This window comes from Halegenticoccus tardaugens, from assembly GCF_004116405.1.
GTDB classification, from domain to species: Archaea; Halobacteriota; Halobacteria; order Halobacteriales; family Haloferacaceae; genus Halegenticoccus; species Halegenticoccus tardaugens.
Map to the genome: position 1 here is coordinate 40,741 of NZ_SDIC01000004.1, position 26,741 is coordinate 67,481.

At 68.3% G+C, this 26,741-nt stretch carries 27 protein-coding genes; 8 read left to right on the plus strand and 19 right to left on the minus strand.

The window, feature by feature from the left end; translation table 11 throughout:
• Positions 1-41: 41 nt before the first annotated feature.
• Entirely contained in the window at positions 42-920 is an 879-nt protein-coding gene (locus tag C3L37_RS11115; protein ID WP_129114689.1) for a MarR family transcriptional regulator, read from the minus strand.
• A gap of 208 nt (positions 921-1,128) precedes the next feature.
• Here C3L37_RS11115 and C3L37_RS11120 point away from each other — a divergent pair, with 208 nt between their 5' ends.
• The gene (locus tag C3L37_RS11120; RefSeq protein WP_129114690.1) at positions 1,129-2,157 is read left to right on the plus strand and encodes a phosphate uptake regulator PhoU; all 1,029 of its coding nucleotides are present in this window, start codon (positions 1,129-1,131) and stop codon (positions 2,155-2,157) included.
• A 77-nt stretch (positions 2,158-2,234) separates the two neighbouring features.
• On the opposite strand, the gene C3L37_RS11125 is transcribed toward C3L37_RS11120, so the two are convergent.
• On the minus strand, positions 2,235-2,483 hold the full coding sequence (locus C3L37_RS11125) for a hypothetical protein (protein WP_129114691.1): 249 nt from the start codon (positions 2,481-2,483) through the stop codon (positions 2,235-2,237).
• Positions 2,484-2,650: 167 nt separating this feature from the next.
• Here C3L37_RS11125 and C3L37_RS11130 point away from each other — a divergent pair, with 167 nt between their 5' ends.
• Together C3L37_RS11130 and C3L37_RS11135 are read left to right on the plus strand one after the other, a co-directional pair.
• Entirely contained in the window at positions 2,651-3,151 is a 501-nt protein-coding gene (locus tag C3L37_RS11130; protein ID WP_129114692.1) for a hypothetical protein, read from the plus strand.
• A 154-nt stretch (positions 3,152-3,305) separates the two neighbouring features.
• The gene (locus tag C3L37_RS11135; RefSeq protein WP_129114693.1) at positions 3,306-4,145 is read left to right on the plus strand and encodes a hypothetical protein; all 840 of its coding nucleotides are present in this window, start codon (positions 3,306-3,308) and stop codon (positions 4,143-4,145) included.
• Between the two features lie 68 nt (positions 4,146-4,213).
• On the opposite strand, the gene C3L37_RS11140 is transcribed toward C3L37_RS11135, so the two are convergent.
• From C3L37_RS11140 to C3L37_RS11150, 3 genes are all read right to left on the minus strand, one after another.
• The gene (locus C3L37_RS11140) at positions 4,214-4,462 is read right to left on the minus strand and encodes an acetyl-CoA carboxylase (RefSeq protein WP_129114694.1); all 249 of its coding nucleotides are present in this window, start codon (positions 4,460-4,462) and stop codon (positions 4,214-4,216) included.
• 127 nt (positions 4,463-4,589) lie between these two features.
• Positions 4,590-5,558: a 5-oxoprolinase subunit C family protein gene (locus C3L37_RS11145; RefSeq protein ID WP_228546211.1), complete on the minus strand. Its 969-nt coding sequence runs from the start codon at positions 5,556-5,558 to the stop codon at positions 4,590-4,592.
• Positions 5,555-6,460: a 5-oxoprolinase subunit B family protein gene (locus tag C3L37_RS11150; protein WP_129114695.1), complete on the minus strand. Its 906-nt coding sequence runs from the start codon at positions 6,458-6,460 to the stop codon at positions 5,555-5,557. The genes C3L37_RS11145 and C3L37_RS11150 overlap by 4 nt, the downstream gene beginning before the upstream one ends.
• A 148-nt stretch (positions 6,461-6,608) precedes the next feature.
• On the opposite strand from C3L37_RS11150, the gene C3L37_RS11155 reads away from it, so the two are divergent.
• Positions 6,609-7,970, plus strand: a complete 1,362-nt coding sequence (locus C3L37_RS11155; RefSeq protein WP_129114696.1) for an acetyl-CoA carboxylase biotin carboxylase subunit — start codon at positions 6,609-6,611, stop codon at positions 7,968-7,970.
• Positions 7,971-8,052: 82 nt separating this feature from the next.
• Here the strand turns inward: C3L37_RS11155 and C3L37_RS11160 are convergent, their stop codons facing one another.
• The 3 genes from C3L37_RS11160 to C3L37_RS11170 all read right to left on the minus strand — a co-directional run bounded on the left by C3L37_RS11160 (position 8,053) and on the right by C3L37_RS11170 (position 10,701).
• Entirely contained in the window at positions 8,053-8,547 is a 495-nt protein-coding gene (locus tag C3L37_RS11160; RefSeq protein WP_129114697.1) for an Lrp/AsnC family transcriptional regulator, read from the minus strand.
• A gap of 54 nt (positions 8,548-8,601) precedes the next feature.
• Positions 8,602-9,363 carry a LamB/YcsF family protein gene (locus tag C3L37_RS11165; protein ID WP_129114698.1) on the minus strand — a complete coding sequence of 254 codons (762 nt, stop codon included), beginning with the start codon at positions 9,361-9,363 and terminating at the stop codon, positions 8,602-8,604.
• A gap of 93 nt (positions 9,364-9,456) precedes the next feature.
• Positions 9,457-10,701, minus strand: coding sequence for a Zn-dependent hydrolase (locus tag C3L37_RS11170; RefSeq protein ID WP_129114699.1), 1,245 nt, complete (start codon positions 10,699-10,701; stop codon positions 9,457-9,459).
• Between the two features lie 193 nt (positions 10,702-10,894).
• On the opposite strand from C3L37_RS11170, the gene C3L37_RS11175 reads away from it, so the two are divergent.
• Together C3L37_RS11175 and C3L37_RS11180 are read left to right on the plus strand one after the other, a co-directional pair.
• Complete coding sequence (locus C3L37_RS11175; RefSeq protein ID WP_129114700.1) at positions 10,895-12,043, plus strand: class II histone deacetylase; 1,149 nt, start codon at positions 10,895-10,897, stop codon at positions 12,041-12,043.
• A gap of 170 nt (positions 12,044-12,213) precedes the next feature.
• On the plus strand, positions 12,214-13,590 hold the full coding sequence (locus tag C3L37_RS11180; protein ID WP_129114701.1) for an aspartate aminotransferase family protein: 1,377 nt from the start codon (positions 12,214-12,216) through the stop codon (positions 13,588-13,590).
• Positions 13,591-13,795: 205 nt separating this feature from the next.
• On the opposite strand, the gene C3L37_RS11185 is transcribed toward C3L37_RS11180, so the two are convergent.
• From C3L37_RS11185 to C3L37_RS11225, 10 genes are all read right to left on the minus strand, one after another.
• A complete protein-coding gene (locus tag C3L37_RS11185; RefSeq protein WP_129114702.1) occupies positions 13,796-15,019 on the minus strand; it encodes an RNA-guided endonuclease InsQ/TnpB family protein in 1,224 nt (407 codons plus the stop codon).
• The gene (locus C3L37_RS25320; protein ID WP_267195316.1) at positions 15,020-15,142 is read right to left on the minus strand and encodes a hypothetical protein; all 123 of its coding nucleotides are present in this window, start codon (positions 15,140-15,142) and stop codon (positions 15,020-15,022) included.
• A gap of 157 nt (positions 15,143-15,299) precedes the next feature.
• Entirely contained in the window at positions 15,300-15,596 is a 297-nt protein-coding gene (locus C3L37_RS11190) for a hypothetical protein (protein ID WP_129114703.1), read from the minus strand.
• Positions 15,589-15,951 carry a MarR family transcriptional regulator gene (locus C3L37_RS11195; RefSeq protein ID WP_129114704.1) on the minus strand — a complete coding sequence of 121 codons (363 nt, stop codon included), beginning with the start codon at positions 15,949-15,951 and terminating at the stop codon, positions 15,589-15,591. The genes C3L37_RS11190 and C3L37_RS11195 overlap by 8 nt, the downstream gene beginning before the upstream one ends.
• A 24-nt stretch (positions 15,952-15,975) precedes the next feature.
• On the minus strand, positions 15,976-16,638 hold the full coding sequence (locus C3L37_RS11200) for a bifunctional 4-hydroxy-2-oxoglutarate aldolase/2-dehydro-3-deoxy-phosphogluconate aldolase (protein ID WP_129114705.1): 663 nt from the start codon (positions 16,636-16,638) through the stop codon (positions 15,976-15,978).
• A gap of 163 nt (positions 16,639-16,801) precedes the next feature.
• Positions 16,802-17,917, minus strand: a complete 1,116-nt coding sequence (locus C3L37_RS11205; RefSeq protein WP_129114706.1) for an ABC transporter ATP-binding protein — start codon at positions 17,915-17,917, stop codon at positions 16,802-16,804.
• A 3-nt stretch (positions 17,918-17,920) separates the two neighbouring features.
• A complete protein-coding gene (locus tag C3L37_RS11210; protein WP_129114707.1) occupies positions 17,921-18,757 on the minus strand; it encodes a carbohydrate ABC transporter permease in 837 nt (278 codons plus the stop codon).
• Positions 18,750-19,760 (minus strand): carbohydrate ABC transporter permease, encoded by a 1,011-nt coding sequence (locus tag C3L37_RS11215; protein WP_129114708.1) that lies wholly within the window; start codon positions 19,758-19,760, stop codon positions 18,750-18,752. The genes C3L37_RS11210 and C3L37_RS11215 overlap by 8 nt, the downstream gene beginning before the upstream one ends.
• 2 nt (positions 19,761-19,762) lie before the next feature.
• Positions 19,763-21,103, minus strand: coding sequence for an ABC transporter substrate-binding protein (locus tag C3L37_RS11220; RefSeq protein WP_129114709.1), 1,341 nt, complete (start codon positions 21,101-21,103; stop codon positions 19,763-19,765).
• A gap of 89 nt (positions 21,104-21,192) precedes the next feature.
• On the minus strand, positions 21,193-23,256 hold the full coding sequence (locus tag C3L37_RS11225; protein WP_129114710.1) for a beta-galactosidase: 2,064 nt from the start codon (positions 23,254-23,256) through the stop codon (positions 21,193-21,195).
• A gap of 223 nt (positions 23,257-23,479) precedes the next feature.
• Here C3L37_RS11225 and dgoD point away from each other — a divergent pair, with 223 nt between their 5' ends.
• Positions 23,480-24,634: a galactonate dehydratase gene (gene dgoD / locus C3L37_RS11230; protein WP_129114711.1), complete on the plus strand. Its 1,155-nt coding sequence runs from the start codon at positions 23,480-23,482 to the stop codon at positions 24,632-24,634.
• A gap of 302 nt (positions 24,635-24,936) precedes the next feature.
• Positions 24,937-25,695: an IclR family transcriptional regulator gene (locus tag C3L37_RS11235; RefSeq protein ID WP_129114712.1), complete on the plus strand. Its 759-nt coding sequence runs from the start codon at positions 24,937-24,939 to the stop codon at positions 25,693-25,695.
• A gap of 173 nt (positions 25,696-25,868) precedes the next feature.
• Here the strand turns inward: C3L37_RS11235 and C3L37_RS11240 are convergent, their stop codons facing one another.
• A complete protein-coding gene (locus tag C3L37_RS11240) occupies positions 25,869-26,708 on the minus strand; it encodes an alpha/beta fold hydrolase (protein ID WP_129114713.1) in 840 nt (279 codons plus the stop codon).
• Positions 26,709-26,741 lie beyond the last annotated feature (33 nt).

A 26,741-nucleotide genomic window follows, 5' to 3' on the forward strand; every position in this document is an offset into this window, starting at 1 on the left:
TTGTCGGCCGATCTCTCATCGTGTCCGTGCCGGACGACCCGTCAGATCTCGACGTGACCCGGGTCCACGCCCGCGTGGATCCGAACGGCGAGTTCGGCCGCGTTCGCCCAGTAGTGGATCACGCGTTCGAGCGCGCGGGTCACGGTCACGAGGTAGCCGTAGGTGTCGGGATCGTACGCCGTCGCGAGCTCGAACAGCTCCGAGAGGTCGCGGTGGACGCGCTTTTCCTCCGCGTGCAGCTCCTCGATGCGCGCGAGGTCGCACTCGAAGAGCACGGCGCAGAAGTGTCGGTGGATTCGCTCGCCGGCTTCGAAGACGTCGCGGACGCGGTCGTGGACCGTCCCGGTCGGCGTCTCCTCCGTCACCTCGATCGCGTCCGACACGAAGCAGGCCCTGTCGCCGACGATCTCGAGGTTTTTGGCGATCGAGGCCAGGTCCGCCGCGACGCGGTTGCCCGGCCAGTCGACCGTCATCGTGAGCGACTTGAGTTCGCCGAGCACCGTCGAGTACCGCTCGTTCGACAGCGGTTCGAGCGCGTCCGCGGTCCCCTCCGGTGGGTCGCCCTCGAAGGTCGCGAGCGCCGCCCGGTACTGCTCGAACGTCACCTCGTCCAGCCGACGCAGCAGCGCCAACAGCTCGCTTCGGCCCGGCGCGCCGGCGCGCTCGGCGCGTCGCCACAGCTCAGACACCGACCGGGCGCGGTCGTACACCCGCTCGTCGTCGACGACGTACGCCTTCGTAACGATCCCCTCCGACTTCAGCTCCTGAAGCAGTTCGGAGAGGTAGTGTTGTGAGATACCGAGCCGATCCGCGGCCTCGGCTTTCGTCTCCGGGGCCGACCGGTCGATCGTCTCGATGACGCGCGCGAGGGTGATCGTCCGCCCGTCCGGGTGGGCGTCCGTCGGTGCGTGCCAGATCATGCCCCGCCCTGCGCGCTCGGTCGGGATATGGCTACTCCACGGACAGTCCGTACCGGTCAATAGTTTCGGCGTTCGGTCGGGCGCGCTCGATTCTGCCGGATCGATCGCCTCGGCGGCGAGCGGTCGGGTCGCCTCCGATCCCGTATATAGGAGTACGGTCGGCTCATATCAACGGTTAAGCTCCGACCCCGACCTGCGTGTGACAACTATGGAGACGCGCAAGGTGCAGCTGTCGGGGGGCACTACGTACACCGTCTCGCTCCCGAAACACTGGGCGCAGGAGCAGGGCATCGAGTCCGGGTCCCTGCTGTACCTCCACCCAGAGGGCGACGGCTCGCTTCTCATCGAATCCGACGACCGGCGGGACGCGGAGCGCCGTACCGTCCGGCTCGACGTTCGAGACCACGACGTCGACGCGCTCTGCGAGACGGTCGTCGCGATGTACGTGGTCGGCTACGATCGCATCACGCTGGTCGACGCGACGGGGCACTCTCCGGAGCGCCGACGGACGGTTCGAGAACTCACCGCCCGGTTCAGCGGCTTCGAGGTGCTCGAAGCCACGGAGACGAAGCTCGTCCTGGAGAACCTCATCACCGCCGACAACGTCTCCATCCGAAAGAGCGCACTCAGACTCCGACTCATCATGCTCGCGATGCACCGTGACGCCGTCCGCGCGGTCGTCGACGACGACCCCGCGCTCGCTCGGCAGGTCGCCCAACGCGACGAGGAGGCCGACAAACTCTTCGCGATGATCACCCGTCACTACCGGCGCGCGCTCGTCGACCTCCGGGAGGTCGACCGTCTCGGCGACGACCGCGCCGAACTGTTCGAGTACTACGCCGTCGCCCGGCAGTTCGAACGCATCGCGGACCACGCGGAGAAGATCGCCACCCTCGCACGGGAACGCTCCGAGGCCCCTTCGGACGACCTCGCCGGGACGTTCTCGGCGACGGCCGACCGCGCGCGGCGGATCGTCGAGTCCGCGGCCGACGTCGTCCTCTCCGGCGCGAACATCTCGCACGCCTACGACGCGCTCACCGAGGTCGACGCGCTGGTCGACGATCTCGACGCCCACCACCGCGACCTCTACGACCACGAGTCCGCCCCGCGGGCGCACTTCTTCGGGCTGCTGCTCGACAGCGTCCAGCGGACGGCGGAGTACGGCGGCAACATCGCCGAACTCGCGATCCAGCGGTCGGTTCGGCGCGACGGCGACCTCGACGCGAACCGACCGTAGCCCGCCTCGTCCACGTCGGTGCCGACGACGGTGGGGCGTCTGCTCGACCGCCCGCCGCCGCCGAGGGGGTCGTCCGCTCAGCCGCCCCCGCGCGAGAGCTCGGTCCCGTCGCGGGGGCAGTGGGTGAACTCCGGGTTCGACGTGCTGTACCCGCAGGCGGGGCACCGCTTGACCGGCCGCGGCGACGCCCGCGACCGGAACAGAAAGGGGACGAACGGGACGAAGAGAAACAGCGCCAGCGTGTCGAAGTACGCCCACGCGAGGTAGCTGACGAGCAGGCTCAGCGCGACCCCGACGAGCGCCGTGGCGAGCCTCGATCCGACCATGCCGCCCCTCCGACGCCCGGCAGGATACGACTGACGGCCGCCGCGGATCGAAGCCGACGGCGTTCCATCCACCCGAAAGCACTTATCGGTTCCTCGAACACTCTCCGTCGATCACAGATGACCGGTCTCGAACCCGTCACGAACCACTACCGACCCCTCGCCCTCCCATGACCGCGACGCGACGCGCGTTCGTCGCCCGGCTCGTCGCCGCTGGCGGTGTCGCCGCACTGGCCGGCTGCTCGGCCCTCTCCGGGCGGGACGACGGACCGAAGCCCCAGGATCCCGGTCCGACCGAAACGACCGCGGAGCCGACCGCACGCGAGCTCTCCCTCGACGGTTCGCTGCGGAACGACCTCGGCGACGACGCGGCCGCGGTCGTCGAGCACTCGGCCGTCGTCGACGACGGGACACTCTTCGTCCGGGCGGTCGTGGAGGTCGCGGACGCGGAGGGGGTGCCCGGTCCGCTCCTCGTCAGGGCGACCCTCCGTCACCGACGCGACGTGGGCGGCGGGTCGGACATCGACCTCCTCGACGAGTACGAGTCCGGCGAGCGGTACGAACTGGAGATGCGCTTTCCCGACGCGGACCCGGACCGGATCCACGGGTACGAACTCGCGCTCGAACCGTCCCCGGGGACGCCGCAGAACGCGGTTTCGCGCCCGGTCTGATCGCGAATCGTGCGATCTGCTCGCTCGATCCGAGGCGTCGCGTCGGCGGGTCGCACCGCGCCGCCTCGACGCCGACCGGCCGGGTCCCCTATGAATCTCTGTCGGTTCCCACCCGGCCACAGTCGTTTTGCCGCGCTCGTCTGTTCACAGTACCATGCCCACGAGCGGTCGTCTCGCGGTCGTCGCGGTCGCGGTCTGCCTCCTCCTCGCCGGCTGTGCGGGCCTCGACTCGTCGCCGAGCGGCAGACCGACGCCGGTCCCCGACGGCGCGACGGCGCAGGGGGGACCGTCGACGACGGACGCGACCGATCCCGCAGAGACGGCCGCGCCGACGGAGACACCGTCGGAGTCGGAGACGACGGCTTCCGAGACGACGGAGCCTCCCTCGACGCCGTCGCCCCCGACCGACGCCCCGACGACGGAAACGCCGCCGGAGGAGACGACGTCCCAGCCGCCGACCGAGACGGCCGCGCCGACCGAGACGCCGCGATCGACGGCGACTGAGACGCCCGATCCGACCCGAACGCCGACGCGGACGCCGACTCGGACGACGACCGACGATCCGTCGTCGCCGGAGGGACCGGACTCGACGCCGACGCCCGATTCGACCCGAACGCCGCGGTCGACGGAGACGCCGACGACCGGGACTCCGACGACCGGGACTCCGACGACCGGGACGCCGGACGGAACGCGGACGCCCGACTCGACGCGAACGCAGACGTCGCCGACGCCCGACTCGCCGTCGACGTCGGACGAAACGCGATCGTCGGACGAGACGCGGACGCCGGACGGCGCGTCGACGACCGCGAACGACGGGTCCGACGGGTCGAGTGGGACGCTCGACGACGCGGATAGTACGTCCGAGGACGCGGACGGAACGTCCGACGGCGCCGGCGACGGATCGGACGCAATGTCGACGCCGGCGGTCGGAACCTCGGAGAACGAGACGACGGAGACGACGGAGACGACCGGAACGCCGACGGACGCGGCGTAAAACGGAGAGCGACGGCTGAAACGAGCCGTTCCACCGCTCGGAGCGGGCGCGACCGCGAGGGAGGTCGGCTACGCGGCGTCGATCCTGACGAGCGCCTGCCCCGCCTCGATGGCTTCCTCGTTCCCGACGAGGATCTCGCGGACGACGCCGGGGGCGTCGGCCGTGATCTCGTGGAAGTTCTTCATCACCCCGATCAGGCCGACGACGTCGCCGGCCTCCACGCGATCTCCCTCCTCGACGAACGACGCGTCGTCCGGATTCGGACGCCGGTAGAACACCCCGGGCATCGGGGCCGTGATGGTGGTTTCTTCTGACATGTGGCGTGAGTGGCGGCGCGCTCGGGTCGCCGCCGGACACCGCGTCGTACTCTATCCTACTATTTAGGCTTTGGTCGTCGCGTGTTCGATCGATCACCGACCGATCGAACGAATCCGGATCCCGGGATCACCCGAGCGACGACCTGATCGCGTCGAGCGCCTCCCGCCGTTCGGCGCGAGCGTCGAGCGCCTCGTCGACCGTCACCGCGTCGAAGTAGACGGACTGGTGGGTTGGCCGCTGCGCGAGGAGGCCCCTGTCGGCGCTGACGACGGTTCCGACCGTCGCGTAGCCGCCGCCGGTCACCGCGTCGCGCATGAGGACGATCGGCTGCTGGGGCACCTGGATCGAGCCGACCGGGTAGCCGAGGTCGACGACGTTCGAGGGGTCCGTGCCCGCGCCGAACGGCTGCTCGCGCGGGACGAAATCGAGGTCCGGTCCCTCCAGTCGGTACCCCACGCGGTCGGCCTCGGGCGTCACGGTCCACTCCGCATCGCAGAGTTCGGCCTTGCTCTCCTCCGTCAGCCGGTAGTCGCAGAGCCCGAGCACGATCCGGATGCGCGATTCCGACGCGTAGTCCGGGACGCGCTCGGGATCGACGGCCGAGCCGACGAGCGCCTCGCTCTCGCCTTTCGGCTCGCCGACGGCGAGTTCGTCGCCCGCTTCGAGCGCGCGACCCTCGTACCCGCCGAGGCCGATCAGCGTGTACGTCGACCGGCTCCCCATGAGCGGGTCGACGTCGATCCCGCCGGCGACCGCGAGGTACGTCCGCGCGCCGTTCGTGGCGAACTGCGTGGCGAGCACGTCGCCGGCCTCGACCGCGTGGGTCTCCCACGTGGCCACCGGCTCGTCGTTGATCGTCGGCGACATCTCCGCGCCGGCGAGCGCGATCACGGCGTCGTCGCCGAATTCGAGGGTGCAGCCCTGGTACGTCATCTCCAGCGCGGCGCGGTCGGCGTCGTTGCCGACGAGGTAGTTCGCGGCCGCGTGGGCGTACCCGTCCATGGCCCCCGACGGGGGCATGCCGATGTGGTAGTGCCCGAAGCGGCCCGTGTCCTGCACCGTCGTGAGCACGCCGGGTTCGCGGACGGTGATCACGCGTACAACGCCTCCGTGAGCCGTTCGTTGTACCCCGCCGGGTCCTCGAAGAACGCCTCGGGAGAGAACGCGACCTCCGACGTCCGGTACTCGTACGTCCCCGCCTCGATCTCCTCGCGGATCGCGTCGTACTCCTCGCGGTCGATCCGCCGGAACTTCAGGATGTCCCCGGGTTCGGGGAACACCATCGACTCCCGGAAGTCGGGCAACTCCTGCTCCACGTCGAGCACTTCGAGCGGCGTCCGCCCGTAGAGCTGGTAGCCCCCCGCGCCCTGAACCGGGTAGACGGCGGTGAACGCGCCGCCGAAGCCGACCGCCCGCGACGGGGTGTCGGTCCGCGGCTGGACGTACTTCGGCACCTCGATCTGCCGGTCGCGCGGGACCATCTGGAAACACCACGGGAGACCGGGGACGAACCCGACCATCGTGACCATGTGCGGCGCGCCGGCGTGCGCCGCGACGAACTCCTCGACGCCGTCGAAGCCGTTGATCCGCGCGGAGTATTCGAGGTCGGTCGCGTCGGGGTCCTGGTGGTTTTCGCGAAAGCGCATCAGCGTCTCGTGCGTCCACGGGTCCTCGTAGAGGACCGGGAAGTCGACGATCCGCGTGTCCCACTCGTACTCGGTCAGGTCCGTCTCCGCGGCGATCGACTGCAGCTCCTCGACCAGCTCCCGCGGGTCGATCTCGTCCGGATCGACGTGGAGCATGTAGGAGGCGTTCGCCGGGCAGATCTCGACGATCCCCGGGAGGTCGCGCGCTTCGATCTGCTGGGTGATCGCCATCGCCTGGAAGTTGGCGTCGAAGCTCATGGCCTCGTCCAGCTCGACGAAGACGTAGTCGTCCCCGCCGAACTCGTACCGTGGCTCCGGCAACGATATCCGTTCGATGCTTCCCTCGGTCATGTCGTGTGATCACGGTTCTCACGACGCTACGTATAGTTGCCGGTGGTCGATCCGGTTCGGTCGAATTCCCGCGAACGGGTGGGATCGAGTCCAACGACGGGAGGAATTCCTAACGTATATGCCACGGGTTACCCAACCACTCGATATCGTGTTCGAGAGCGTACTCGTCGCAAACAGGGGCGAAATCGCCGTCCGGATCGTCCAGGCCTGCCGCGAACTCGGGGTCGAGGCGGTCGCCGTGTACAGCGACGCGGACGAGGAGGCAAAGCACGTCCGGCACGCCGACCGCGCGTACAACGTCGGCTCGCCGGTTCCCTCGAAGAGCTACCTCGATCAGGACCGCCTGCTGGAGGTCGTCGCGGAGGCGGGCGTCGACGCCGTTCACCCCGGCTACGGCTTCCTGGCGGAGAACGCCGGGTTCGCCCGGCGGATCGAGGGGAGCGACGCCGTCTGGGTCGGTCCCCCGAGCGACGTGATGGAGTCGCTGGGCGAGAAGACGAAGGCCCGTGCGATCATGCGGGGGGCGGGCGTCCCGATCGTCCCCGGCACCACGGAGCCGGTCGAATCGCCCGACGCGGTCAGGTCATTCGCGGACGAGCACGGCTACCCGGTGGCGATCAAGGCCGACGGCGGCGGGGGCGGGAAGGGGCTCGCCGTCGTCGAGAGGGCCGCGGCGGTCGACGAGCGGTTCGAGAGCGCCCGCCGCGAGGGCGAGGCGTACTTCGATAACCCGAACGTGTACGTGGAGAAGTACCTCGAAGCCCCGCGACACGTCGAGGTGCAGGTGCTCGCCGACGAGCACGGCACCGTCCGCCACTTCGGCGAGCGAGACTGCTCCGTCCAGCGCCGACAGCAGAAGCTCATCGAGGAAGCGCCGAGCCCGGCGCTCGACGACGACGAGCGCGAGGCGCTCTGTGAGTCCGCTCGCCGCGGCGTCGCGGAGGCGGGGTACGAAAACGCCGGGACCGTCGAGTTCCTCTACCAGGACGGCGAGTTCTACTTCCTCGAGGTGAACACCCGGATCCAGGTCGAACACCCGGTGACGGAGGCGCGCACCGGCTTCGATCTCGTGAAGTGGCAGCTCCGGGTGGCCGCCGGCAAGGAGATCGACTTCGGCCAGTCGGACGTTCGGCCCGTCGGCGCGGCCATCGAGTTCCGCATCAACGCCGAGGACCCGGCGAACGACTTCACGCCGCGGCCCGGGACGGTCGACGTGTACCGTCCGCCGCGCGGAATCGGCGTCCGCGTCGACGACGGCATCGATCAGGGCGACGAGGTCGGCCCCTTCTACGACTCGATGGTGGGGAAGGTCGTCGTCGCGGGGCAGACCCGGACCGAGGCCGTCGCCCGGTCGAAGCGCGCCCTTCGCGAGTGCGAGATCGACGGCATCCCGACCACGATCCCGTTCCACGAGCGGGTCCTCTCGGACGAACGCTTCCTCGCCGGCGAGCACACGACCCGGTTCGTGGAGGACTCGCTCGACCTGACGTTCGACGAGTCCGAGGACTGAGCCGTCCGTCGCCCGCTCGCCCCTCGTTCAGCGCTCATCCCTCCTCCAACGCCCACTCTCCCGTTCAACGCTCACCCGCCGTTCACTCGTCCTGCCGCGCGTGGAGTTCCAACAGCGAGTCGAGCGAGTACGTCCGCAGGGGGTTCGGCTCCTCCTTGATCGTCGTGATCACGTACCGCGAACTCGTCCGTTCGACCTCGTCTATGGTCTCGAACGCCTCGATGAGCGACTCGACCCCCCGATGGTCGGCGAGTCGGGAGACGAGGATGAAATCGGTGTCCCCCATCGTGAAGAACACGTCGCAGACGCCCTCGATCTCGCTGAGCTTCGAGCCGACGATCTCGTGGTACCCCTCCTCGTACTCGGCCATCACCTCCGTGACGACCGTGATCCCGAGGCCGAACTTCTCGGCGTCGAGTTCGTACAGGTCGTTTTCGAGAACGCCGGCGTCCTGGAGTTTGGTCAGCCGGTAGTGCACGGTGGACTTCGGGATCCCCGTCTCCGCTTCGATCCGCTTCGGGCTCGGATCGCCGAGTTCGTACATCGCCTTGAGGATCTCGATGTCGCGTTCGTCCATACCGCCTCGTTTCGGCGGGGGGAATAAAACGATTGATCGTCCGGCCGCGACCGCCTACGCGATCTCGGAAAGCGGCGCGAGGTCGACGCCGTGTTCGGCGCGCGCCTCGTGGATCGCCTCGAGCAGTTCGACCGCGTTCGGCCCGTCGCCGTGGATGCAGACGCTCTCGGCCGGAACCTCGATCGTCTCGCCGTTCGCCGCCTCGACCGTCCCCTCGGTGGCGATGCTGACGAATCGCTCTGCGACCCGTTCGGGATCCTTCGGCTCCATCTGCTGCTCGACGATGAGGCTCCGGTCGGGGTTGTACCGGAGATCGACGTACCCCTCGAACACGGCGCGGAGGTCGTCGAACTCCCGCGCGACCTCGTAGATGTGCATGTCCGTCGCGAGGTAGATCAGGTCGGGGTCGACCGCGAGGATCCCCTCCATGACCGCCCGCGCGTGCTCCGGGCTCTCCGACAGCATCGAGTACATCGCCCCGTGCGGCTTCACGTGTTGCACCCTCGCACCCTGCGCCTCCGCGAACGCCGAGAGCGCGCCGAGCTGGTAGATCACGTAGTCTCTCACCTCCTCGGGCGAGGCGTCCATCTTCCGCCGCCCGAACCCCATCTTGTCCGGCAATCCGGGGTGTACGCCGATACCCACGTCGTGTTCGACCGCGAGCGCGACCGTCTCGCGCATCACGTGCGGGTCGCCGGCGTGGTACCCGCCGGCGACGTTCGCCGAGGTGACGTACGGCATGACCGCCGCGTCGCGGCCCATCGTCCAGTTGCCGAAGCTCTCGCCCATGTCGCAGTTCACGTCCACCGTGACCATGCTAGAGAGTGGTGCGCGTTCGACGCAAATAGGTTGCGCAGGATCGACCGGCCGCACCCGAAGGTGCGCGGCCCGACCGCGGGACGACCGCGATCAGGCCGACTCGCTCGCCTCGTCCGCGAGCCGACGGACGGTCTCCGCGAACACCCCGACGCCGGCGACGACGTCGGTCCACTCGGTGAACTCGCGCTCGTTGTGCGTCTTCCCGCCGACGCTCGGGACGAAGACGAGACCCGCTTCCGTGAGGGTCGCGAGCGACGAGGCGTCGTGGCCCGCCCCGCCGCGGAGCCGACGGACGGTTCGACCGCGCTCCGCCGCGGCCGCCGCCGCGACGTCGCAGACCCGCGGGGAGAACTCGGTGTGCGGGATCCGCCACAGTTCGGAGAGTTCGTACGTCGTCCCCTCGCGGTCGCACGCCGCCTCCAGTTCGGCCTCGACGCGCTCGACGCCTCTGGCGACGGCCGCGTCGTCGTACGACCGCAGGTCGACGGTGAACGTCGCCGCCGAGGGGATGACGTTGATCGACCCCGGCTCGACGGTCAGCTCCCCGACGGTCGTGACCGCGTCGTCGGCGAGGCGGGCGGAGAGCCGCCGAACCGCCCCCACCACGTCCGCGGCGGCGACGAGCGCGTCCGCTCTCGTGTGCATCGGCGACGGCCCCGCGTGGTCGGCCTCGCCGCGGATCGTCGCCGAGAGCCACGACATCCCCTTGATCCCTTCGACGACGCCGATGTCGACCCCCTCGTTCTCCAGAACCGGTCCCTGCTCGACGTGCAGCTCCAGGTACGCGTGCAGGTCGCCGTCCGGGCCGACCGGGGCGTCGCCGCGGTAACCGATCGATTCGAGCGCCTCCTCGACGGTCGTTCCGTCCCCGTCCTCGACCGCGAGCGCGTCCTCGGCGTCGGCGAGGCCGGCGTACGCCTCGCTGCCCATGAGCGCCGGCTTGAACCGCGCGCCCTCCTCGTTCGTCCAGTCGACGATCTCGATCGGCCGGTCCGTCTCGACGCTCGCGTCCTCCAGTGCGCGCAGCGTTTCGAGCGCCGCGAGCACGCCCAGCTGGCCGTCGTACCGGCCGCCGTAGGGCTGCGAATCGAGGTGCGAGCCGATCAGCACGGGGTCCGCGCCGGAGTCCCTTCCTTCCCGCCGCCCGAAGACGTTTCCGAGCCCGTCCACGCGCACGTCGAGGCCGAGGGCTTCGAGGTCGGCCACGAAGGCGTCCCTGACTTCGCCGTCCGCCGCCGACAGCGCGAGCCGGTGTAACCCGCCGTTTTCCGTCGCTCCGATCGCCGCGTACCGGTCGAACGCCTCCCGGAGGCGCTCCGGATCGATCTCGATCATCGATCCGTGCGGACGGGGCGGCCCGACTTATATCCGCTCGGGCGGCCGAACCGGCGCGAAAGGTTAATGCGGACGCTGTCTGTTCGATCGGCATGGCAACCTGTAGCACCACCGTATCGCTCCGTCGCGTTCGACGGCGCGCACGGGAACCGAATCGGGAGCGCCGACGCGGCGGAGGGCGGTGAGCGCCGAGATGGCCGCCGACCGAGCGCTGGACGTGTACTGGCACGAGGAGACGCTCCGGCACGAAGCGCCCGCGGGGGCGTTCAAGCTGGCGTCGACGCCGATCGCCGGCGACGAACCGCACCCCGACCGGCCCGAACGGATCGAGAACATCGTGCGGACGGTCGAACACGCTTTCGACGACCGCTCGCGGTTCGTCCCCGTCGAACCCGCCCCGCGCGACCGAATCGAGCGCGTCCACGACCCGTCGTACGTCTCGTGGCTGGAGGAGTTCTGCGCAAAGGGCGGCGGCAGGATCGAGGACACCACCACGGGCGCGAACCGTGCGACGTTCGAGGCCGCCCGGTACGCCGCCGGCACCGCCCTCGCCGCCGCGCGGGCCGCGCTCGACGTCGACGGGGCCGACGGCGAGGAGGCGATCCCCTACGCGCTCGCGCGGCCGAGCGGCCACCACGCGCAGTCGGATCGCGCCGACGGGTTCTGCTTTTTCAACAACGTGGCGATCGCCGCCGCGGCGGCGCTCGAAGAAGGGGCGGTCGACCGGGTGGCGATCGTCGACTGGGACGTCCACCACTGCAACGGCACCCAGGAGATATTCGACGACCGCGACGACGCGCTCGTGGTGAGCCTCCACCACGACCACGGCTCGTGGCACCCGACGTACCACCCGCAGGAAGGGTCGCTCGACGAGGTGGGATCGGGCGCGGGAGCCGGGTACACGGTCAACGTCCCGCTCGCGATCGGCACCGGCGATCGGGGCTACGAGTACGCCTTCGAACGGCTCGTCGAGCCGATCGTCCGGGCGTACGACCCGGATCTGCTGCTCGTGAGCGCCGGACAGGACGCGGGCGTCGTCGATCCGAACGGGCGAAACCTCGTGACTCGACCCGGATTCCGACGGCTCGGGGAGCGAACGAGGGCGCTCGCCGACGACGCGGCGGACGGCCGCTTCGCCCTCGTCCAGGAGGGCGGGTACCAGCCGTCCCACCTCTCCTTCGCGACGCTCGGCGTGCTGGAAGGGGTTCTCGGAACGACCGTCGACCTCGACCGGTACGGAACGGGCGACCCGTTCGACTGGCTCGACGAACCCGTCGAGCACGCGAAAACGTGGATCGACGCCGCGGCGGAGGCCCACGCCGAACGCTGGCCGGTCGAGTGACGCGCTCCGCGGGATCGATGGGGTAGCGAGGGGTCGCGAGCTAACCGGATCGTCGCAACTTTTCAGCACGACGTGCCCCTTCGCCCACGTATCTTGGATACTATCTCACAACTTCGGACTCTATTGAACGCATGACAAACTATATGATCCCTCACGGGAGTAGCTAAGCCATGTCCGGAAGTCCACCGATAGCGGACCTCCACTTCGAGGACGCGCCCCGCGTGGAGACGCCGATCCCCGGGCCGAACTCCCAGAAGCTGCTCCGCCGCCAGCGCGAGATCGACAGCGGTGCGGTCGCGTACCCGCGGAGCGTGCCGATCGCCCTCGACGAGGCGAAGGGTGCCACCATCCGGGACGTCGACGGCAACTGCTTTCTCGACTTCTTCGCCGGGATCGGCGTGCTCAACGTCGGCCACTCCAACCCGTACGTGCTGGAGGCGGTCACGGAGCAGACCGAGCGGCTCGTCCACACGATCGACTTCCCGACCGAGGCGCGGATCGAGTTCATCGAGAAGCTCGACGAGATCGCGCCGGGCGGTCTCGGGGGGCGAAACCGCGTCGTGTTCGGCGGGCCGAGCGGCAGCGACGCCATCGAGGCGTCGATCAAACTCGCGAAGTACAACACCGACGGTCGCGGGCTGATCGCGTTCAAGGGCTCGTACCACGGCGCGACGTCGGGCGCGCTCAGCCTCACGAGCGGGAAGAAGTACAAGGAGGCGTACACGCCGCTGCTCCCCGACGTCGTCCACGCCCCCTACCCGTACCCGCTGTGGGACGACGGCGACGCCTGCGGGCGCATCCTCGACGAGGTTCGCGCCACCGTCGAGGACCCCTACGGCGGCCTGACGAACCCCGCCGGCATCTGGGTCGAGCCGATCCAGGGCGAGGGGGGCGTCGTCGTCCCGCCGGAGGGGTTCCTCCCGGGACTGAAGGAGATCGCCGAGGACAACGGCATCCCGCTGATCGTCGACGAGATTCAGGCCGGCTTCGGCCGCACGGGCAAGTGGTTCGCCTCGGAGTGGTTCGACGTGACGCCCGACGCCATTCCGATGGCGAAGGGGGCCGGCGGGGCCGGGTTGCCGCTCGGCGCGCTCATGTACCACGAGGACCTCGACACGTGGGGGCCCGGCGGCCACATCGGCACGTTCAGGGGGAACGTCCCCGCGATGCGCGGCGGCGTCCGCGCGATCGAGTACGTCCAGGAGCACGACCTCCTCGACCACGCGGTCGACCTCGGCGAGTACATCCGGGGGCGACTCCGCGAGGCTGCGGAGGCGTCGCCGTCCCTCGCGGAGGTCCGCGGGATGGGCCTCTTCATCGGCGCGGAGTTCGTCGACGACGAAGGCCGACCCGACGAGGCCGCCGTGAACGAGATCCGCGAGTACTGCTACAACCGCGGCGTGCTCGTGTGGAGCGCCGGGCGCTACGGGAACGTCCTCAGGCTTCTCCCGCCGCTCGTCATGACCCGCGAACAGGCCGAGACCGGCCTCGACGTGGTCGTCGACGCGATCGAGGCCCACGCGGGAGAGGCGGCCGGGCGGTCGTAGGAGCGACGACGCGACCGAACGACCGCGGCCGCCGATGGATCCGTCGGCGACGACGTCGTCGCACTTCCGATGCGTCCGTGGCGCTCTCGCGGCGCTCCAGACGTATATCTAGTGATATATCTGTCCGGATATCCGGGCGGGGACGGACTAGGAGTCCAGAAACTCCTCACAGCGTTCGATCATTCGATCGGTGAACTACCCCACCCTACCGCTCGCCTGACGGCTCGCGCTTGAGGGTGGGGCTTCCTGTTTCCACGACGCGCTTTGCATCCACAACGGAAGACACAGGGAGCGCAGTCTCCACAGGCGTTGATTCGGAGCGTCCCGCTCCTAACCGCTTCTTGATACCGCGAGAAAGAATGTTCCACGCGGCATTCGCGTCTCTATCCACCTCGAACCCACACACCGGACAGGAGTGTTCGCGCACCCACAGCGGCTTCTCCGTCGAAACACCGCAGGACGCACACTCTTTGGTCGTTCCACGCGGATTCACGGCAACGAAGTGCGTTCCTTCCCGTTCGCACTTGTATTCGAGCATCCGAAGGAACGTTCCCCACGCCGCGCCTGCGCGGTTCCGAGAGTTACCCGGTAGTTCGACCAACCCCTTCGCGTCCAAGTCCTCAACCGCTACGAAGTCGTACTCCCGAGCGTAGTAGTTCGAGAGCTTGTGAAGGAAGTCGCAGCGCTTGTTCTTCAACTCCGCGTGGCGTTCGGCCACGACGCGGCGCTGTTCCTCCCAATTCGCAGACCCGTGTTCTTTCCGCGAGAGGTCGCGCTGTGCGCGTTCCAACCGCTCGCGCTCGTCGGACAGGTCGAAGGATTCGACGGCGGTTCCGTCGGTGTCGTGGGCGTACTTGAGAATCCCCACGTCGACACCGACGCACTTCTCGGGATTCTCGGGTTTCTCCGGCGGGTCGTCGGGTGTTTCGACACCGAGGATAGCGTACCACTTCCCGGTGGGTTCCTGTTTGACGGTGACAGTCTTGATTTCGGTGTCGTCGGGCAACTCACGGTGGAGAGTGAGCGGGATTTCTCCGAGTTTCGAGAGCCACAGCCGCGTCCGACCGCTCGTGTTCTTGAGCTTGAAGCCGGATTGACTGTAGGTGAAACTGCGGTACTCGCCCGGTGCTTTCCACTTGAGGGTGCCGACGCGGTAGCCGTTCTCTTTGCGACCGCGAAGCGTCGAGAGATTGTCGTACAACCGCTGAACGACTTTCTGAAGAACCTTCGAGTGAACGCCTTTCAGGTCGTTCCACCACTTCTTGAGGCTCGGCAGGAGCTTCTGCTCGCTGTATGCCGACGTGTCGTCGGTGCGGTTGAGTCGGTGGAGGAAGTGGTTGTAGACCTGTCTACAGGTATCGACAGTCCACGCTAACTGTTCTTCGAGAACGTCGGACGGTCGGAGTCGATACCTGTAGTTGTAGTTCATCTACGAGCGTTCTTCGATGAGTTCGTCCAACTTGTCTTGGACGAATCGGGAGAGGTTCAGGTGGTTCTCCTGAATCCACTCCTCTTGGTCGTCCCGGACGGTGATGTTCTTGCGCGTTGCCACACAAGTATGATACACACGATACTCCATAAAGATGCCGATAGAAACGGTTGGCCTGTGGGCCGAGCGTCGAACGTGTGTGAGAACCGGGCGGCGCTGTATCCCCTCCCTACTCACTCGCTTCGCTCGTTCGTTGAGGAAGGGGCCTTAGCGCCTCAATTCAGGTAAAATCGACCGTGACGTCTCCCTGTGGACTCGCCACCGCTCGATGTTTAATCGTCCCGACCACCCAGGGCGAGCAGTACGACGTCTTGTCGGGATTCCGCCCGACTACCCAGGCGTCACCGACTTCGTGGTTCGCCGGCAGGTCGCTCGTCGTGAGTGCCGCACAGATGTATTCCTCGCCCGCGTACGGCAGCGTCTCTGCGGCGAGGACCAGCCAGAGTCGAGGATTCGAACTCCGCCTGAACGGGTCGGGTGCCCAGAAAAAATCACCTTTCCGATAGGAATCACTCATGCGTTCTGCGCGGGTCGACCGCGTGTTCCTGCCACTCGTCGTAGTCGAACGGCCTCTCTTCGTGGTTCGCGGCGACGGCGGCCGTGTGAGCGGCCGCTGCGTCGAGGCTTCGAACGTGATCGCTGACCCGCCAGTATGTCCCCTTGTGATCCACCTGGCCCGCCTCCCGCAGTCTCACCAGGGTCGGTCCGACGGATCCTCGGTTGACGCCGGTTGCGTCCGCGATCTCGATCTGCGTAAACGCCTGATCGGCGTTCTCTTCGAGAAACGAGAGTATTTCGTGTGCGTTCGTCCCCGGCTTTGGACCGTCTTCGTCGCCGTCGATTCGGTCGAATCGATCCGCACTAATGGGCATGTGTACTATTTTGTATCGAATGTACTAATAATTGCGGTCCGGTCGCGCCTCGTCGATTCGCGCTCTGAACCGCTCCGCCGTCTCCGTGAGCCGGTCGAAGTCCCCCGCGGCGATCGCCTCGCGGTCCACGAGCGAACTGCCGACGCCGACGGCGACCGCGCCGGCGTCGACGTACGCCGCGACGTTCTCCAGCCCGACGCCGCCCGTGGGCATCGTCGGGACGTGGCCGAGCGGCCCGCCCAGCGCCCGCACGTGGGCCGGGCCGCCGCTCGACGCCGGGAAGACCTTCACGAGGTCCGCGCCGGCCGCGTACGCGTTCGCCGCCTCGGTCGGCGTGAAGACGCCGGGAGCGACGAGTTTCCCGTACCGGTTGCAGACTTCGACGACCGCCGGGTCGAAACTCGGCGTGATGACGAACTCCGCGCCGGCGAGCATCGCGGCGCGCGCCGTCTCCGCGTCCAGCACGGTCCCGACGCCGATCGAGACCCCGTCGCCGACGGCGTCGTCGACCGCTCGGAGCATCCCCAGCACGCCGTCCGTGTCAGCCGTGATCTCGATCGCCCGCACGCCGCCGGCCGCGAGGGCGGAGACGGCGTCGACCGCGTCGTCGGCGTCGATCCCGCGGACGATGGCGACGACGCCGCTCTCCGTGATCCGGTCGAGGACCGGTTCGCTCGATTGTGACATTGATTGACGCCCGGATCCTCGCGGTCGGGCGGCTAAAGCGTTCCGCACGAATCCGACGGAACGTGGCTGCACTCGACGGAGAGCGGCCGCACTCGAGGGGAAGTGACCGCACTCGACGGGGAGTGGCCGTGCCCGACGGAAACCGCGGTGCGGGATCGAAACGTTACCGCGTCTCCGTCACGCTCACGCCCAACTCGTCGGTCTTCGTCTTCACCGCCTCGCCGGTCGAGGGATCGAACAGGTACAGCGCGCTCCCGTCGAAGTCGAAGCGGACGGTCTCGTCGGGCGACGGGCGGACGGCGCTGTCGATCCGGGCGGTCAGTTCCTCGCCGCCCATCTCGAGGTAGAGGACGTTCTCGTTGCCCATGTGCTCCGTGACGGTGACCGTCGCCTCGTTCCCGCCGACCTCGACGAGTTCGACGTCCTCCGGGCGGACGCCGACCCGCAGGCGGTCGTACCCAGCCGCGACGGCGGGGTCGTCGAGTTCGTACGCGAAGCCGCCGGGGCCGCGGAGGGTCGATCCTTCCGCTTCGGCGGTGAAGAGGTTGATGCTCGGGCTGCCGATGAAGTCCGCCACGAACTCGTTCGCGGGCGAGCGGTACACCTCCTCCGGGTCGCCGACCTGCTGGAGCGTGCCGTCGTTCATCACGGCGATGCGGTCGCCCATCGCCATCGCTTCGGTCTGGTCGTGCGTGACGTACACCGTCGTCACGCCGAGGTCGTGCTGGAGTTCCTGCAGTTCGGTCCGCATCTCCGAGCGGAGCTTCGCGTCGAGGTTCGACAGCGGTTCGTCCATGAGGAAGACGGCCGGCTCGCGGACGATGGCCCGGCCGAGCGCCACCCGCTGCTGTTGACCGCCGGAGAGCTCCTTCGGCTTGTCGTCGAGCAGGTCCTCGATGCCCATCATCTCCGCGGTGGCCCGGACGCGGTCGTCGATCTCCGCGGCCGGCATGTCGGTCGAGAGCTTCAGGCCGAACCCCATGTTCTCCCGGACGTTCATGTGCGGGTACAGCGCGTAGTTCTGGAACACCATCGCCACGTCCCGGTTTCGCGCGCGGCGGTCGGTCACGTCGCGGTCGCCAAAGCGGATCCGTCCGTCCGTGACGTCCTCCAGCCCCGCGACGCAGCGGAGCGTGGTCGTCTTCCCGCAGCCCGACGGGCCGACGAGGACGAGGAACTCGCCGTCGTCGACGGTCACGTCGAACGCTTCGACGGCGACGACGGCCTCGCCGCCCGAACTGTACTCCTTTCGCAGGTCGTCTACGTGTATGCGTGCCATGGGTTACTCCTTGAGCGAGCCGGCGAGGATGCCGCTGACGAACTGTTTCTGCAGGAGGAGAAACAGCGCGAAGATGGGGACGATAGAGAGCGTCGCCGCGACCATGATCTGGTCGTAGTAGACGCGCTGGAACCCCACGAGCTGTGCGAACGCCACCGGGATGGTGTACATCGCCTCGTCCTGCAGGACCACGAGCGGGTACAGAAAGAGGTCCCACTGGAACAGAAAGAGGATGATCGCGAGCGCCGCCAGCGACGACTTCATCGTCGGCAGCGCGATGCGGTAGAACAGCTGAAACTCCGTCGCCCCGTCCATCCGGGCCGATTCGAGCAGCGCGTCGGGGATCTTCTTCATGTTCTGTCGCATGAGGAAGATGCCGATCGGGTTCGCCGCCCACGGCAGGATGATCGCCTGGTACGAGTTCGTCCACCCGAACCGGACCATGAGGAGGAAAAGCGGGATGACGAGGAGCTGGATCGGAAGCACGAGCGTCGCGAGGATGCCGTAGAAGATCGGCTCCTTGAACCGAAAGTCGTACTTCGCGAACGCGAAGCCGGCCATCGAACAGAGAAGCACCGAGAGCACCGTGTAGACGACGGCGACGAGGACGCTGTTTCCGACGCTTCGGAGGAAGTTCAACCGCCCCTGGAGCGCGTCGAGGTTGGCGAGGAACTCCAACCCGGGGACGAACCGCGGCGGGTACTGCAGGAATTCGGGCTGCGGGAGCGACGCGGCGACGAACATCCAGTAGATGGGAACCAAGGTGAGCGCCACCATCACGAGGAGGAACGTGTAGGCGAGGAACTGCCAGACGGCCTCCCGGCGGGTCTCCTCACGCATCGTCGTCACCCCCGACCTTGATCTGCACGATCGACAGGGCGGCGACGATCACGACCAGCGCGTAGGTGAGCGCGCTCGCGTAGCCGAGGTTGAAGTTCACGAACGCCTCCTCGTAGACGTACTGGACGATCGTAAGCGTCGCGTTCGACGGGCCGCCGCCGGTGATGATGTACGGCTCCGCGAACAGCTTGAACGTCCCGATGGTCGAGAGGACGACCACGAACAGCAGGACGGGGCGGAGCTGCGGCAGCGTCACGTACCGGAACTTCTGCCAGCGGGTCGCCCCGTCGATCTCCGCGGCCTCGTACAGTTGCCGCGGGATGTTTTGCAGCCCCGCGAGGAGGATGATCATGTTGTACCCGGTCCACCGCCACGTGACCGCTCCGACGATGGTCATCTTCGCCCAGAACGGGTCCGTGAGCCACGGAATCGGCCCGAGGCCGATCCGGCCGAGCGCGAAGTTGACGACGCCGAGTTGCTCGTTGAGGAGGAGCAAAAAGACCGTCGAGTACGCGACGAGGTTCGCCGACACCGGGAGCGCGAGCGTCGTCCGCAGGACGCCCTTGAACCGGACGAACGAGGCGTTGAGCGCGAGCGCGAGCGCCAGCGCGAGGCCGATCATGATCGGCACCTGCACGGCGAGGATGAACACCGTGTTGAACAGCGCCTGGTGGAACAGGCTGTCCATGAAGAGGCGCGCGTAGTTCGAGAGGCCGACGAACTCCAGCGCCGCGAGCCGCTGAACTTCGACCACGGTGAACCCGAGATCGACCCAGACGAGCGTCCCCTCCCCGATCCCCCGGTACTCGAAGAACGAGAGGTAGAGCGTGTAGACGACCGGGAACGCGAGGAAGACGCCGAACAGGACGAAGAAGGGTGCGAGAAACAGGTACGGAACGCCCGGTACCGTCGGCAGCGCGTCGCGCGCGTCCTGTCGGGCGTACCGGAGCCGGTCCCGTAGCGTTGCGTCGTACCGCCGTGACCCTGATTGATCCGTCGCCATGGTTACGCGAGGTCCGCGCCGATTCTCGACGCGACCTGTTCTGCGGCCCTCGTGACCGCCTCCTCCGGCCCGTACTTCCCGTCGAGCATCCGCTGGAGGTGCGTCCCGATGGCCTCCGTCACCTCGGGGGTGTCCTCGGTGAACCGGTAGCCGGGGATGTTCGACGCGAGGTCCGCGAAGAGCCGTCGGACCCGCTGGCCCCCGAAGAACTCGACCTCGTCGTCGTAGAGGTCCGCGTCGTACGCGGATTTCAGGGCCGGGAAGATGCCGTAGTTCTCGTACATCCGGTTCTGCATCTCGGGCGTCGTCAGGGCGAACGTCGTGAAGTCCCACGCCCGGGCGGTCCGCGCCGCGTCGATCTGCTTCGGGATCCCGAGGTTGGATCCGCCCCAGTTCGTCGCCCGGTTGCCGCCCGGTTCGAAGGCCGGCGGCGCGTAGACGCCCCACTCGCCGGCCGTCTCGGGCAGGGAATCGCGCAGCGTCCCTTCCATCCACGCGCCCGCGGGGAGGGAGGCGATCGTCCCCTCGCCGTAGGCGCTGAACCACGACGACGACCACGATTCGACGTTCGAGACGATGCCCGCCTCCTTCTGGGCCAGCATGTTCCGCGCCACGCGGACGCTCTCCTCGGTGTGGACGTTCACCTCCCCGTCGGGCGTGAACGGCTGCCCGCCGAGTTGCCGGAACTGGTACCGCCAGACGCCGGCGAGGTCGTCCGGCGGGAGGTTGTCCATGAACACGCCCTCCGGGAGCTTCTTCCCGGCTTCGATGTACCGCTTCCACGTGTCGATCCCGGACGGGTCGATGCCGTGCTCCTCGTAGACGTCGCGGCGGTAGAACACGCCGACGGGACCGATGTCCCACGGCACGGCGTAGACGCCTCCCTCGCCGTCCGAGAGCGCCTCCCACTTCCCGGAGACGAACTCCGGCCTGAGCCCGCCGGCCTCGATCCGGTCGGAGACGTCGCGCAGCGACCGGATGCCGACGAACGTTTGCGCCTCCACGCTCTCCAGGATGACGAAGTCGGGCGCGCCCGACCCGGACAGGAGCGTCGATTTGAACTTGTCGACCAGCGCGTCGTGGCCCATCTCCCGGATCGTCACGTCGACGGCTCCGTCGGCTCGCTTTTCGTACGGCCCGTCGACCAGATCGAGCGACTTCGCCGCGACGTCCCACGCCCAGCCGGTGACGGCGTCGGCCATCGCTTCGCCGCCGCCCGCGGGCGCTTCGTTCCTCCCGGGCGGTTCGCCCGTCCCGACGCACCCGGCCGACCCGGCAGCCCCGAGGAGACCGACGCCCACGAGGAGCCGTCGTCTACCGATCGCGCTCGGTTCGTGTGCCATGTGCTGTCAACTGTACTCTCTCGGAAGATAATTATAATAATTTCGGCGATTGCGGTTTCGATTCTTCTGGCGAAGGAATATGGCGTCGATCAGTCGATCGACGCGGAGACGTCGCCGAGGGTCGCCTCCACGACGCCGACGTCGAACGCGCCGACGGCGGAGTCGCCGACGACCCACGTCGCGCCGTCGGGGACCGCGACCTCGACGGGCGACGACGTGAAGTTGGTGATCCACACGAGCCCGTCGCGTTCGGCCGCGCGGACGCCGCGGGGGAACCGCCCCGCGCGCTCGACCTCGGCGCGCGCGAGCAGGTCGTCGGCGAGCGCCGCGGCCAGCCCCCCGCCGGGCCACGTCCCGACGTACGTCGCGGCCCCGTCGCCGCGTTCGTTCCGCGTGATCGCCGGCCGTCCGGACGCGACGCCGTTCTCGTACGCGCCGAGGACGACGGCTCCGTCGTCGCCGTCCGCCCTTCGATCCTCGTCGCCATCGACCGTCCCGGCGTCGCCGTCGGCCTCTCTCCCGGCGGGAGCGAGCCACTCCGCCCACGCGCGCGCCGGGTACGACTCGCCCCGGTAGCGCACGGTCGGCGCGAGCGAGTCGGGGAGGCTCTCGTGGCGGTCGACCGTCGCGCCGACGAGGGGCGCGAGCGGGCCGGGAGCGGGCTCGCTCCGGAGCTTGTTCCACGGGTCCTTGAACCCGGACCGCATCGTGAGGAGGAGTTCGCCGCCCGACTCGACGTACCGGCGCAGCCGAGCCGCGAGGTCGTCGTCGACGATGTGCAGCGCCGGCGCGACCGCCGCGGCGTAGCCGCCGAGGTCGGCGCTCGGATGGACGACGTCCACCTGAACGCCCCGCTCGCGGAGCGCCCGGTAGTAGGTCCGCGCGTGCGCCCAGTAGTCGAAGTCCGGGGAGTGCGGCTGGGCGGAGAGCGCCCACCAGTTCTCGTAGTCGTGGAGGAGCGCGACGGGCGCGTCGACCGGCGCGAGGGACGGCAGCTCCGCCGCGACTCGGCGAACCTCCTCGTACCCCCTGTCGGCCGATCCGTCGGCTTTCCTGAGTCCCGCGTGGTACTGCTCCTGTCCCTCCAGACACCGCCGCCAGCGGAAGTAGAGGATCGCGTCCGCGCCGTGCGCCGTCGCGTGGTGCGCCCACAGCCTCACCGCGCCCTCGGCCGGCTGGGGCGCGTAGGGCGGCCAGTTGACGTCGCCGGGTTGTTGTTCCATCACCCAGAACGGCGCGGCCTTCGTCCCGCGATAGAGGTCGTGGTTCATGCCGATCTGATCCGGGTCGCCCGCGCGGAGTTCGTCCGGCGTCGCGTCCGCCGCGCGCCGATCCTGGGGGAAGCCGGTCGGGTACGAGTCCCACGACACGAGGTCGAGGTCGTCGCTCACCGCGTGGGCGTCCAGCGTCTCGAAGTCGCCCATGAAGTTGTGCGCGACGAACCAGTCGTCATTCGCCTCCCGGACGAGCCGCGCTTGCAACCGGTTGTACGTCACCGCGCTGTCGCTCGCGAATCGGTAGTAGTCGAGGAGGTGCGCGGGGTGGTGGTCCGTCGGTGTCGGCCGCGGCGGGTCGACCGCCCCGAAGTCGGGGTACCGCTGGCTCCAGAACGTCGTTCCCCACCGCTCGTTCAGGTCGTCGATCCCGTCGTATCGGTCGCGGAGCCACCCCCGAAAGGCGGCCGCGCAGTCGTCGCAGTAACACCGGATCGTCCCGTGGCAGCCGAACTCGTTGTCGATCTGCCAGCCGACGACGTGCGGGCTGTCGGCGTACCGGTCGACCATCCGCGAGACGAGCCGCTCCGTCTCCTCGCGGTACCGCGCCGAGTTGAAACAGTAGTGGCGGCGGCTCCCGAACCCGCGGGGCGTCCCGTCGAAATCCGCCTGCAGGATTTCGGGATGCTCGTCGACGAGCCACTTCGGCGGCGTCGCCGTCGGCGTACAGAGGACGACCTTCACGCCCCGTTCTCCGAGGATTCCGACGGCGGCGTCGAGCCACTCGAAGTCGAACTCCCCTGGCCGCGGCTCCACCACCGCCCAGGAGAACTCCGCCATCCGAACGTACTCGATGCCGGCCTCGACCATCCGATCCGCGTCGGTCTCCCAGCGCTCTCGGGGCCAGTGTTCCGGAAAGTAGCAGACGCCGACTGTCATGTCCCGGTCGATTCGCGCGCCCGGCTAAAGTCTTGCTCCGACTCCCCGCCCGCGTCGCCTGACTTCGTCGGCGTTCGCCGACTCGTCCCGCGACCTCGTCGGTGGTCACCGACTCATCCCCACGACCTCGCCGGTGGTCACCGGCTCGTCCCCATGACTTCCTGCCAACGCCCGGAATCGGCCCTTTCGGTGGTTACATATCGGCTCGCGGCCGTGTGTCAGTATGGCTCGGATCCTCGACTACGAACTGTACGAGGTGCCGCCGCGCTGGCTCTTTCTCCGCGTCGAAACGAGCGACGGGATCGTCGGGTGGGGTGAACCCGTCGTCGAGGGTCGGGCGAAGACCGTCCAGGCGGCCGTCGAAGAACTCATGGACGCGTACGTGCTCGGCCGCGATCCGTCCCGGATCGAGGACCACTGGCAGACGATGTACCGCGGCGGCTTCTACCGCGGCGGCCCCGTCCTCATGAGCGCGATCGCGGGGATCGACCAGGCGCTCTGGGATATCAAGGGCAAGCGGTTCGGCGCGCCGATCTACGAACTCCTCGGCGGTCGCGCTCGAAACCGCGTCCGCGTCTACCAGTGGATCGGCGGGGACAGGCCCTCGGAGGTCGGCGCGGCCGCGCGCGAGAAAGTCGACGAGGGCTTTACCGCCTTGAAGATGAACGCCACCTCCGACCTGCGCCGGATCGACTCCCCCGCAGCGGTGGACGAGGCGCGAGAGCGGCTTCGGGAGGTCCGCGAGACGGTCGGTCCCGAGATCGACGTCGGCGTCGACTTCCACGGCCGGGCGTCGAAGCCGATGGCCAAACGGTTGGTCGCGGCGCTCGAACCGTGCGATCCGATGTTCTTCGAGGAGCCGCTCCTCCCGGAGCACGGCGACGCGCTCCCCGCGGTCGCCGCGCACACGACCGTCCCCATCGCGACGGGCGAGCGGCTGTACTCGCGGTGGGACTTCAAGCAGGTTCTCGAAGGCGGCGCGGTGGACGTGATCCAGCCGGACCTCTCGCACGCGGGGGGGATCACGGAGGTGAAGAAGATCGCGGCGATGGCCGAAGCCTACGACGTCGCGCTCGCGCCCCACTGCCCGCTCGGTCCGATCGCCCTCGCCGCCTGCGTTCACGTCGACATCTGTTCGCCGAACGCACTGATCCAGGAGCAGAGCCTCGACATCCACTACAACAAGACGAACGACATCCTCGATTACCTCGTCGATCCGGACGTGTTCCGCTACGAGGACGGGTACGTCAACGTCCCCGAAGCCCCCGGCCTCGGGATCGAGTTGAACGAGGAGTACGTCCGCGAGCAGGCCGAACGCACCGTCAACTGGCGCAACCCCGTCTGGCGGCACGACGACGGCAGCATCGCCGAGTGGTGACCGCCGACCCGGAGGACGGATCGGCGGTCACGGGCCGCCCCCGCCTTTTCACCTCACAGCGACGCGTCGAGTCGACCGGCCGAAAGATCGTTTCTCGTGGAAGAACGCCGAAAGAGACGCGTCCGCGTGTCCACATGGGACATCCCGGCGGACGCGCCGCGAGAGAGCCGTTTCGGAGGGACGAACCGGCGACCCATCGCGGCGATCGCGCTCCGTCCGTCTCCGTCGTCGGACGCGTCACGACCACGTTCTCATACGGAGAACAAGCGTTATGTGCGCGCCGAGCGAACGGTGTCAGAGACATGAACGCCGACGGACCGTCGATGGTGCGGACGACCACCACCAGCGTCCGAATCGTCGAGGCGCTGCAGGACCTCGACGGGGCGGGGGTCACGGAGCTCGCGACGCACCTCGACATCTCCAAGAGCGCGGTGTACAAACACCTGGCGACGCTCCACCGCCTCGGGTACGTCCGTCGTCGGGGCGATACGTACCTCGTCGGGCTCAAGTTCCTGCACCTCGGTCTGTACGCGCGCGATCGGCTTCCCGTGTTCACGGTCGGGAGCGACGCGGTGGAGCGACTCGCGGACGCGACCGGACACACGACGAGCCTGATGGTGAAGAACGCCGGATACGGGGTGTACGTCCGCCGCCTCCCCGGCCACGACGAGGACCCGATTCGGGAGGGCGATCAGGTCCCCCTCCACGCGACGGCCGCCGGGAAAGCGATCCTCGCGTTCCTCGACGAGGCCGACCGCGAAGCGGTGCTGGACCGGATCGGCCTCTCCGCGCGGACGGAAAAGACGATCACGAGCCGCGCGCGGCTCGAAAAGGAGCTCCGATCCATCCGCGACCAGCGGCTCTCGTTCGACAGGGAGGAGTACGCCGAGGGCTACCAGTGCGTCGCGTCGCCGGTCGTCGGCTCCGACGGGTACGCGGTCGGCGCGGTGAGCGTCTCCGGTCCGATGAACAGGATGACCGGTAAGACGCTCGAAGAGGACGTGACCGGCCTCGTCGTGAGCACCGCGAAATCGATCGAGAACGGCCTCCTGTCGCGGTGACGTCGGCGTGATTTCGGACGGTTTTCCTTACACGCGTATACGTGTAAGTTTCGGGGGCGACCACGGCCATCGATCACCCCCACGTCGATCGTGTTCGTGGATTCACCGCCCGCGACGATCGCTCGGGACGAGGGTCCTCGGTCGAATGGATCGACGCGCGAAAATGCTGCACGCTACCGATAGACGGATCGTCGATCGAGCGCGTCCGACAGGAACGACGACACCTCGCGGTTGAACGCCTCGGGGTTCTCCAGGTTCGCCACGTGGCCGGCGTCCGAAACGACCGCCGACCGAACGTCGGGAATCGTCCGCTCCACGTACGCCGCGTGTCTGAAGACGGCGCGGCTCTCGTGCTCGCCGTTGAGGACGAGCGTCGGGACGCGAATCGACGCCAGATCGACCCGCCGGAAGTCGTAGATCGCCCGGAAGATCTTGTTGAACTCGCTCGCCTCGAACGACGACATCGTCTCGCGGACGTACGAACGGACGGCCTCGTCGCGTCCGAACCACTCCTTCCCCCGGGTGCGCTCCGCGAGCCAGTACGCCACGTCGACGTACCGGGGCGGCCCGAGGAGTCGGACGATCCCCCGCATCGCCCAGCCGGGGAACAGCAGCCGCGTCGCCCTGTCGCGGCGGGTGAACGCGGACGAGACGGCCGTGTCGGCGAGCACGAGGGCGCGGAGGTCGTCGGCGTATCGGACGGCGTACGTCTGCGCGATCATTCCGCCGAGCGACAGCCCGCAGACGATCGGTCGATCGAGTTCGAGCCCCTCCACCAGCGCACGCAGATCGGCCGCGAACAGCTCCACCGAGTATCGACGCTCGGCCGACGGTCCCGTCCGGCCGTGTCCGCGCACGTCGTAGGCGATCACCTCGTAGTCGTCCCCGAACGCGTCGACCTGCGGCTTCCAGAGTCGATGATCCGTCCAGGCCCCGTGGACGCAGACGAGCGGTCGGCCCTCGCCGCGCCGTTCGTAGTAGGTCTCGACGTCGTTCGTCCGGATCGTCGGCACGGGTTGCGATTCGCGGCCGTGAGGAAAAAGGCT

Coding starts and splice junctions, on each gene's coding strand:
- C3L37_RS11195 (WP_129114704.1), bottom strand. CDS start 15,951: ATGCCCATTAGTGCGGATCGATTCGACCGAATCGACGGCGACGAAGAC.
- C3L37_RS11150 (WP_129114695.1), bottom strand. CDS start 6,460: ATGACCGAGGGAAGCATCGAACGGATATCGTTGCCGGAGCCACGGTAC.
- C3L37_RS11190 (WP_129114703.1), bottom strand. CDS start 15,596: ATGAGTGATTCCTATCGGAAAGGTGATTTTTTCTGGGCACCCGACCCG.
- C3L37_RS11125 (WP_129114691.1), bottom strand. CDS start 2,483: ATGGTCGGATCGAGGCTCGCCACGGCGCTCGTCGGGGTCGCGCTGAGC.
- C3L37_RS11225 (WP_129114710.1), bottom strand. CDS start 23,256: ATGACAGTCGGCGTCTGCTACTTTCCGGAACACTGGCCCCGAGAGCGC.
- C3L37_RS11115 (WP_129114689.1), bottom strand. CDS start 920: ATGATCTGGCACGCACCGACGGACGCCCACCCGGACGGGCGGACGATC.
- C3L37_RS11200 (WP_129114705.1), bottom strand. CDS start 16,638: ATGTCACAATCGAGCGAACCGGTCCTCGACCGGATCACGGAGAGCGGC.
- C3L37_RS11165 (WP_129114698.1), bottom strand. CDS start 9,363: ATGGTCACGGTGGACGTGAACTGCGACATGGGCGAGAGCTTCGGCAAC.
- C3L37_RS11175 (WP_129114700.1), top strand. CDS start 10,895: ATGGCCGCCGACCGAGCGCTGGACGTGTACTGGCACGAGGAGACGCTC.
- C3L37_RS11120 (WP_129114690.1), top strand. CDS start 1,129: ATGGAGACGCGCAAGGTGCAGCTGTCGGGGGGCACTACGTACACCGTC.
- C3L37_RS11130 (WP_129114692.1), top strand. CDS start 2,651: ATGACCGCGACGCGACGCGCGTTCGTCGCCCGGCTCGTCGCCGCTGGC.
- C3L37_RS11220 (WP_129114709.1), bottom strand. CDS start 21,103: ATGGCACACGAACCGAGCGCGATCGGTAGACGACGGCTCCTCGTGGGC.
- C3L37_RS11135 (WP_129114693.1), top strand. CDS start 3,306: ATGCCCACGAGCGGTCGTCTCGCGGTCGTCGCGGTCGCGGTCTGCCTC.
- C3L37_RS11215 (WP_129114708.1), bottom strand. CDS start 19,760: ATGGCGACGGATCAATCAGGGTCACGGCGGTACGACGCAACGCTACGG.
- C3L37_RS11205 (WP_129114706.1), bottom strand. CDS start 17,917: ATGGCACGCATACACGTAGACGACCTGCGAAAGGAGTACAGTTCGGGC.
- C3L37_RS11185 (WP_129114702.1), bottom strand. CDS start 15,019: ATGAACTACAACTACAGGTATCGACTCCGACCGTCCGACGTTCTCGAA.
- C3L37_RS11180 (WP_129114701.1), top strand. CDS start 12,214: ATGTCCGGAAGTCCACCGATAGCGGACCTCCACTTCGAGGACGCGCCC.
- C3L37_RS11140 (WP_129114694.1), bottom strand. CDS start 4,462: ATGTCAGAAGAAACCACCATCACGGCCCCGATGCCCGGGGTGTTCTAC.
- C3L37_RS11235 (WP_129114712.1), top strand. CDS start 24,937: ATGAACGCCGACGGACCGTCGATGGTGCGGACGACCACCACCAGCGTC.
- C3L37_RS11170 (WP_129114699.1), bottom strand. CDS start 10,701: ATGATCGAGATCGATCCGGAGCGCCTCCGGGAGGCGTTCGACCGGTAC.
- dgoD (WP_129114711.1), top strand. CDS start 23,480: ATGGCTCGGATCCTCGACTACGAACTGTACGAGGTGCCGCCGCGCTGG.
- C3L37_RS11160 (WP_129114697.1), bottom strand. CDS start 8,547: ATGGACGAACGCGACATCGAGATCCTCAAGGCGATGTACGAACTCGGC.
- C3L37_RS11210 (WP_129114707.1), bottom strand. CDS start 18,757: ATGCGTGAGGAGACCCGCCGGGAGGCCGTCTGGCAGTTCCTCGCCTAC.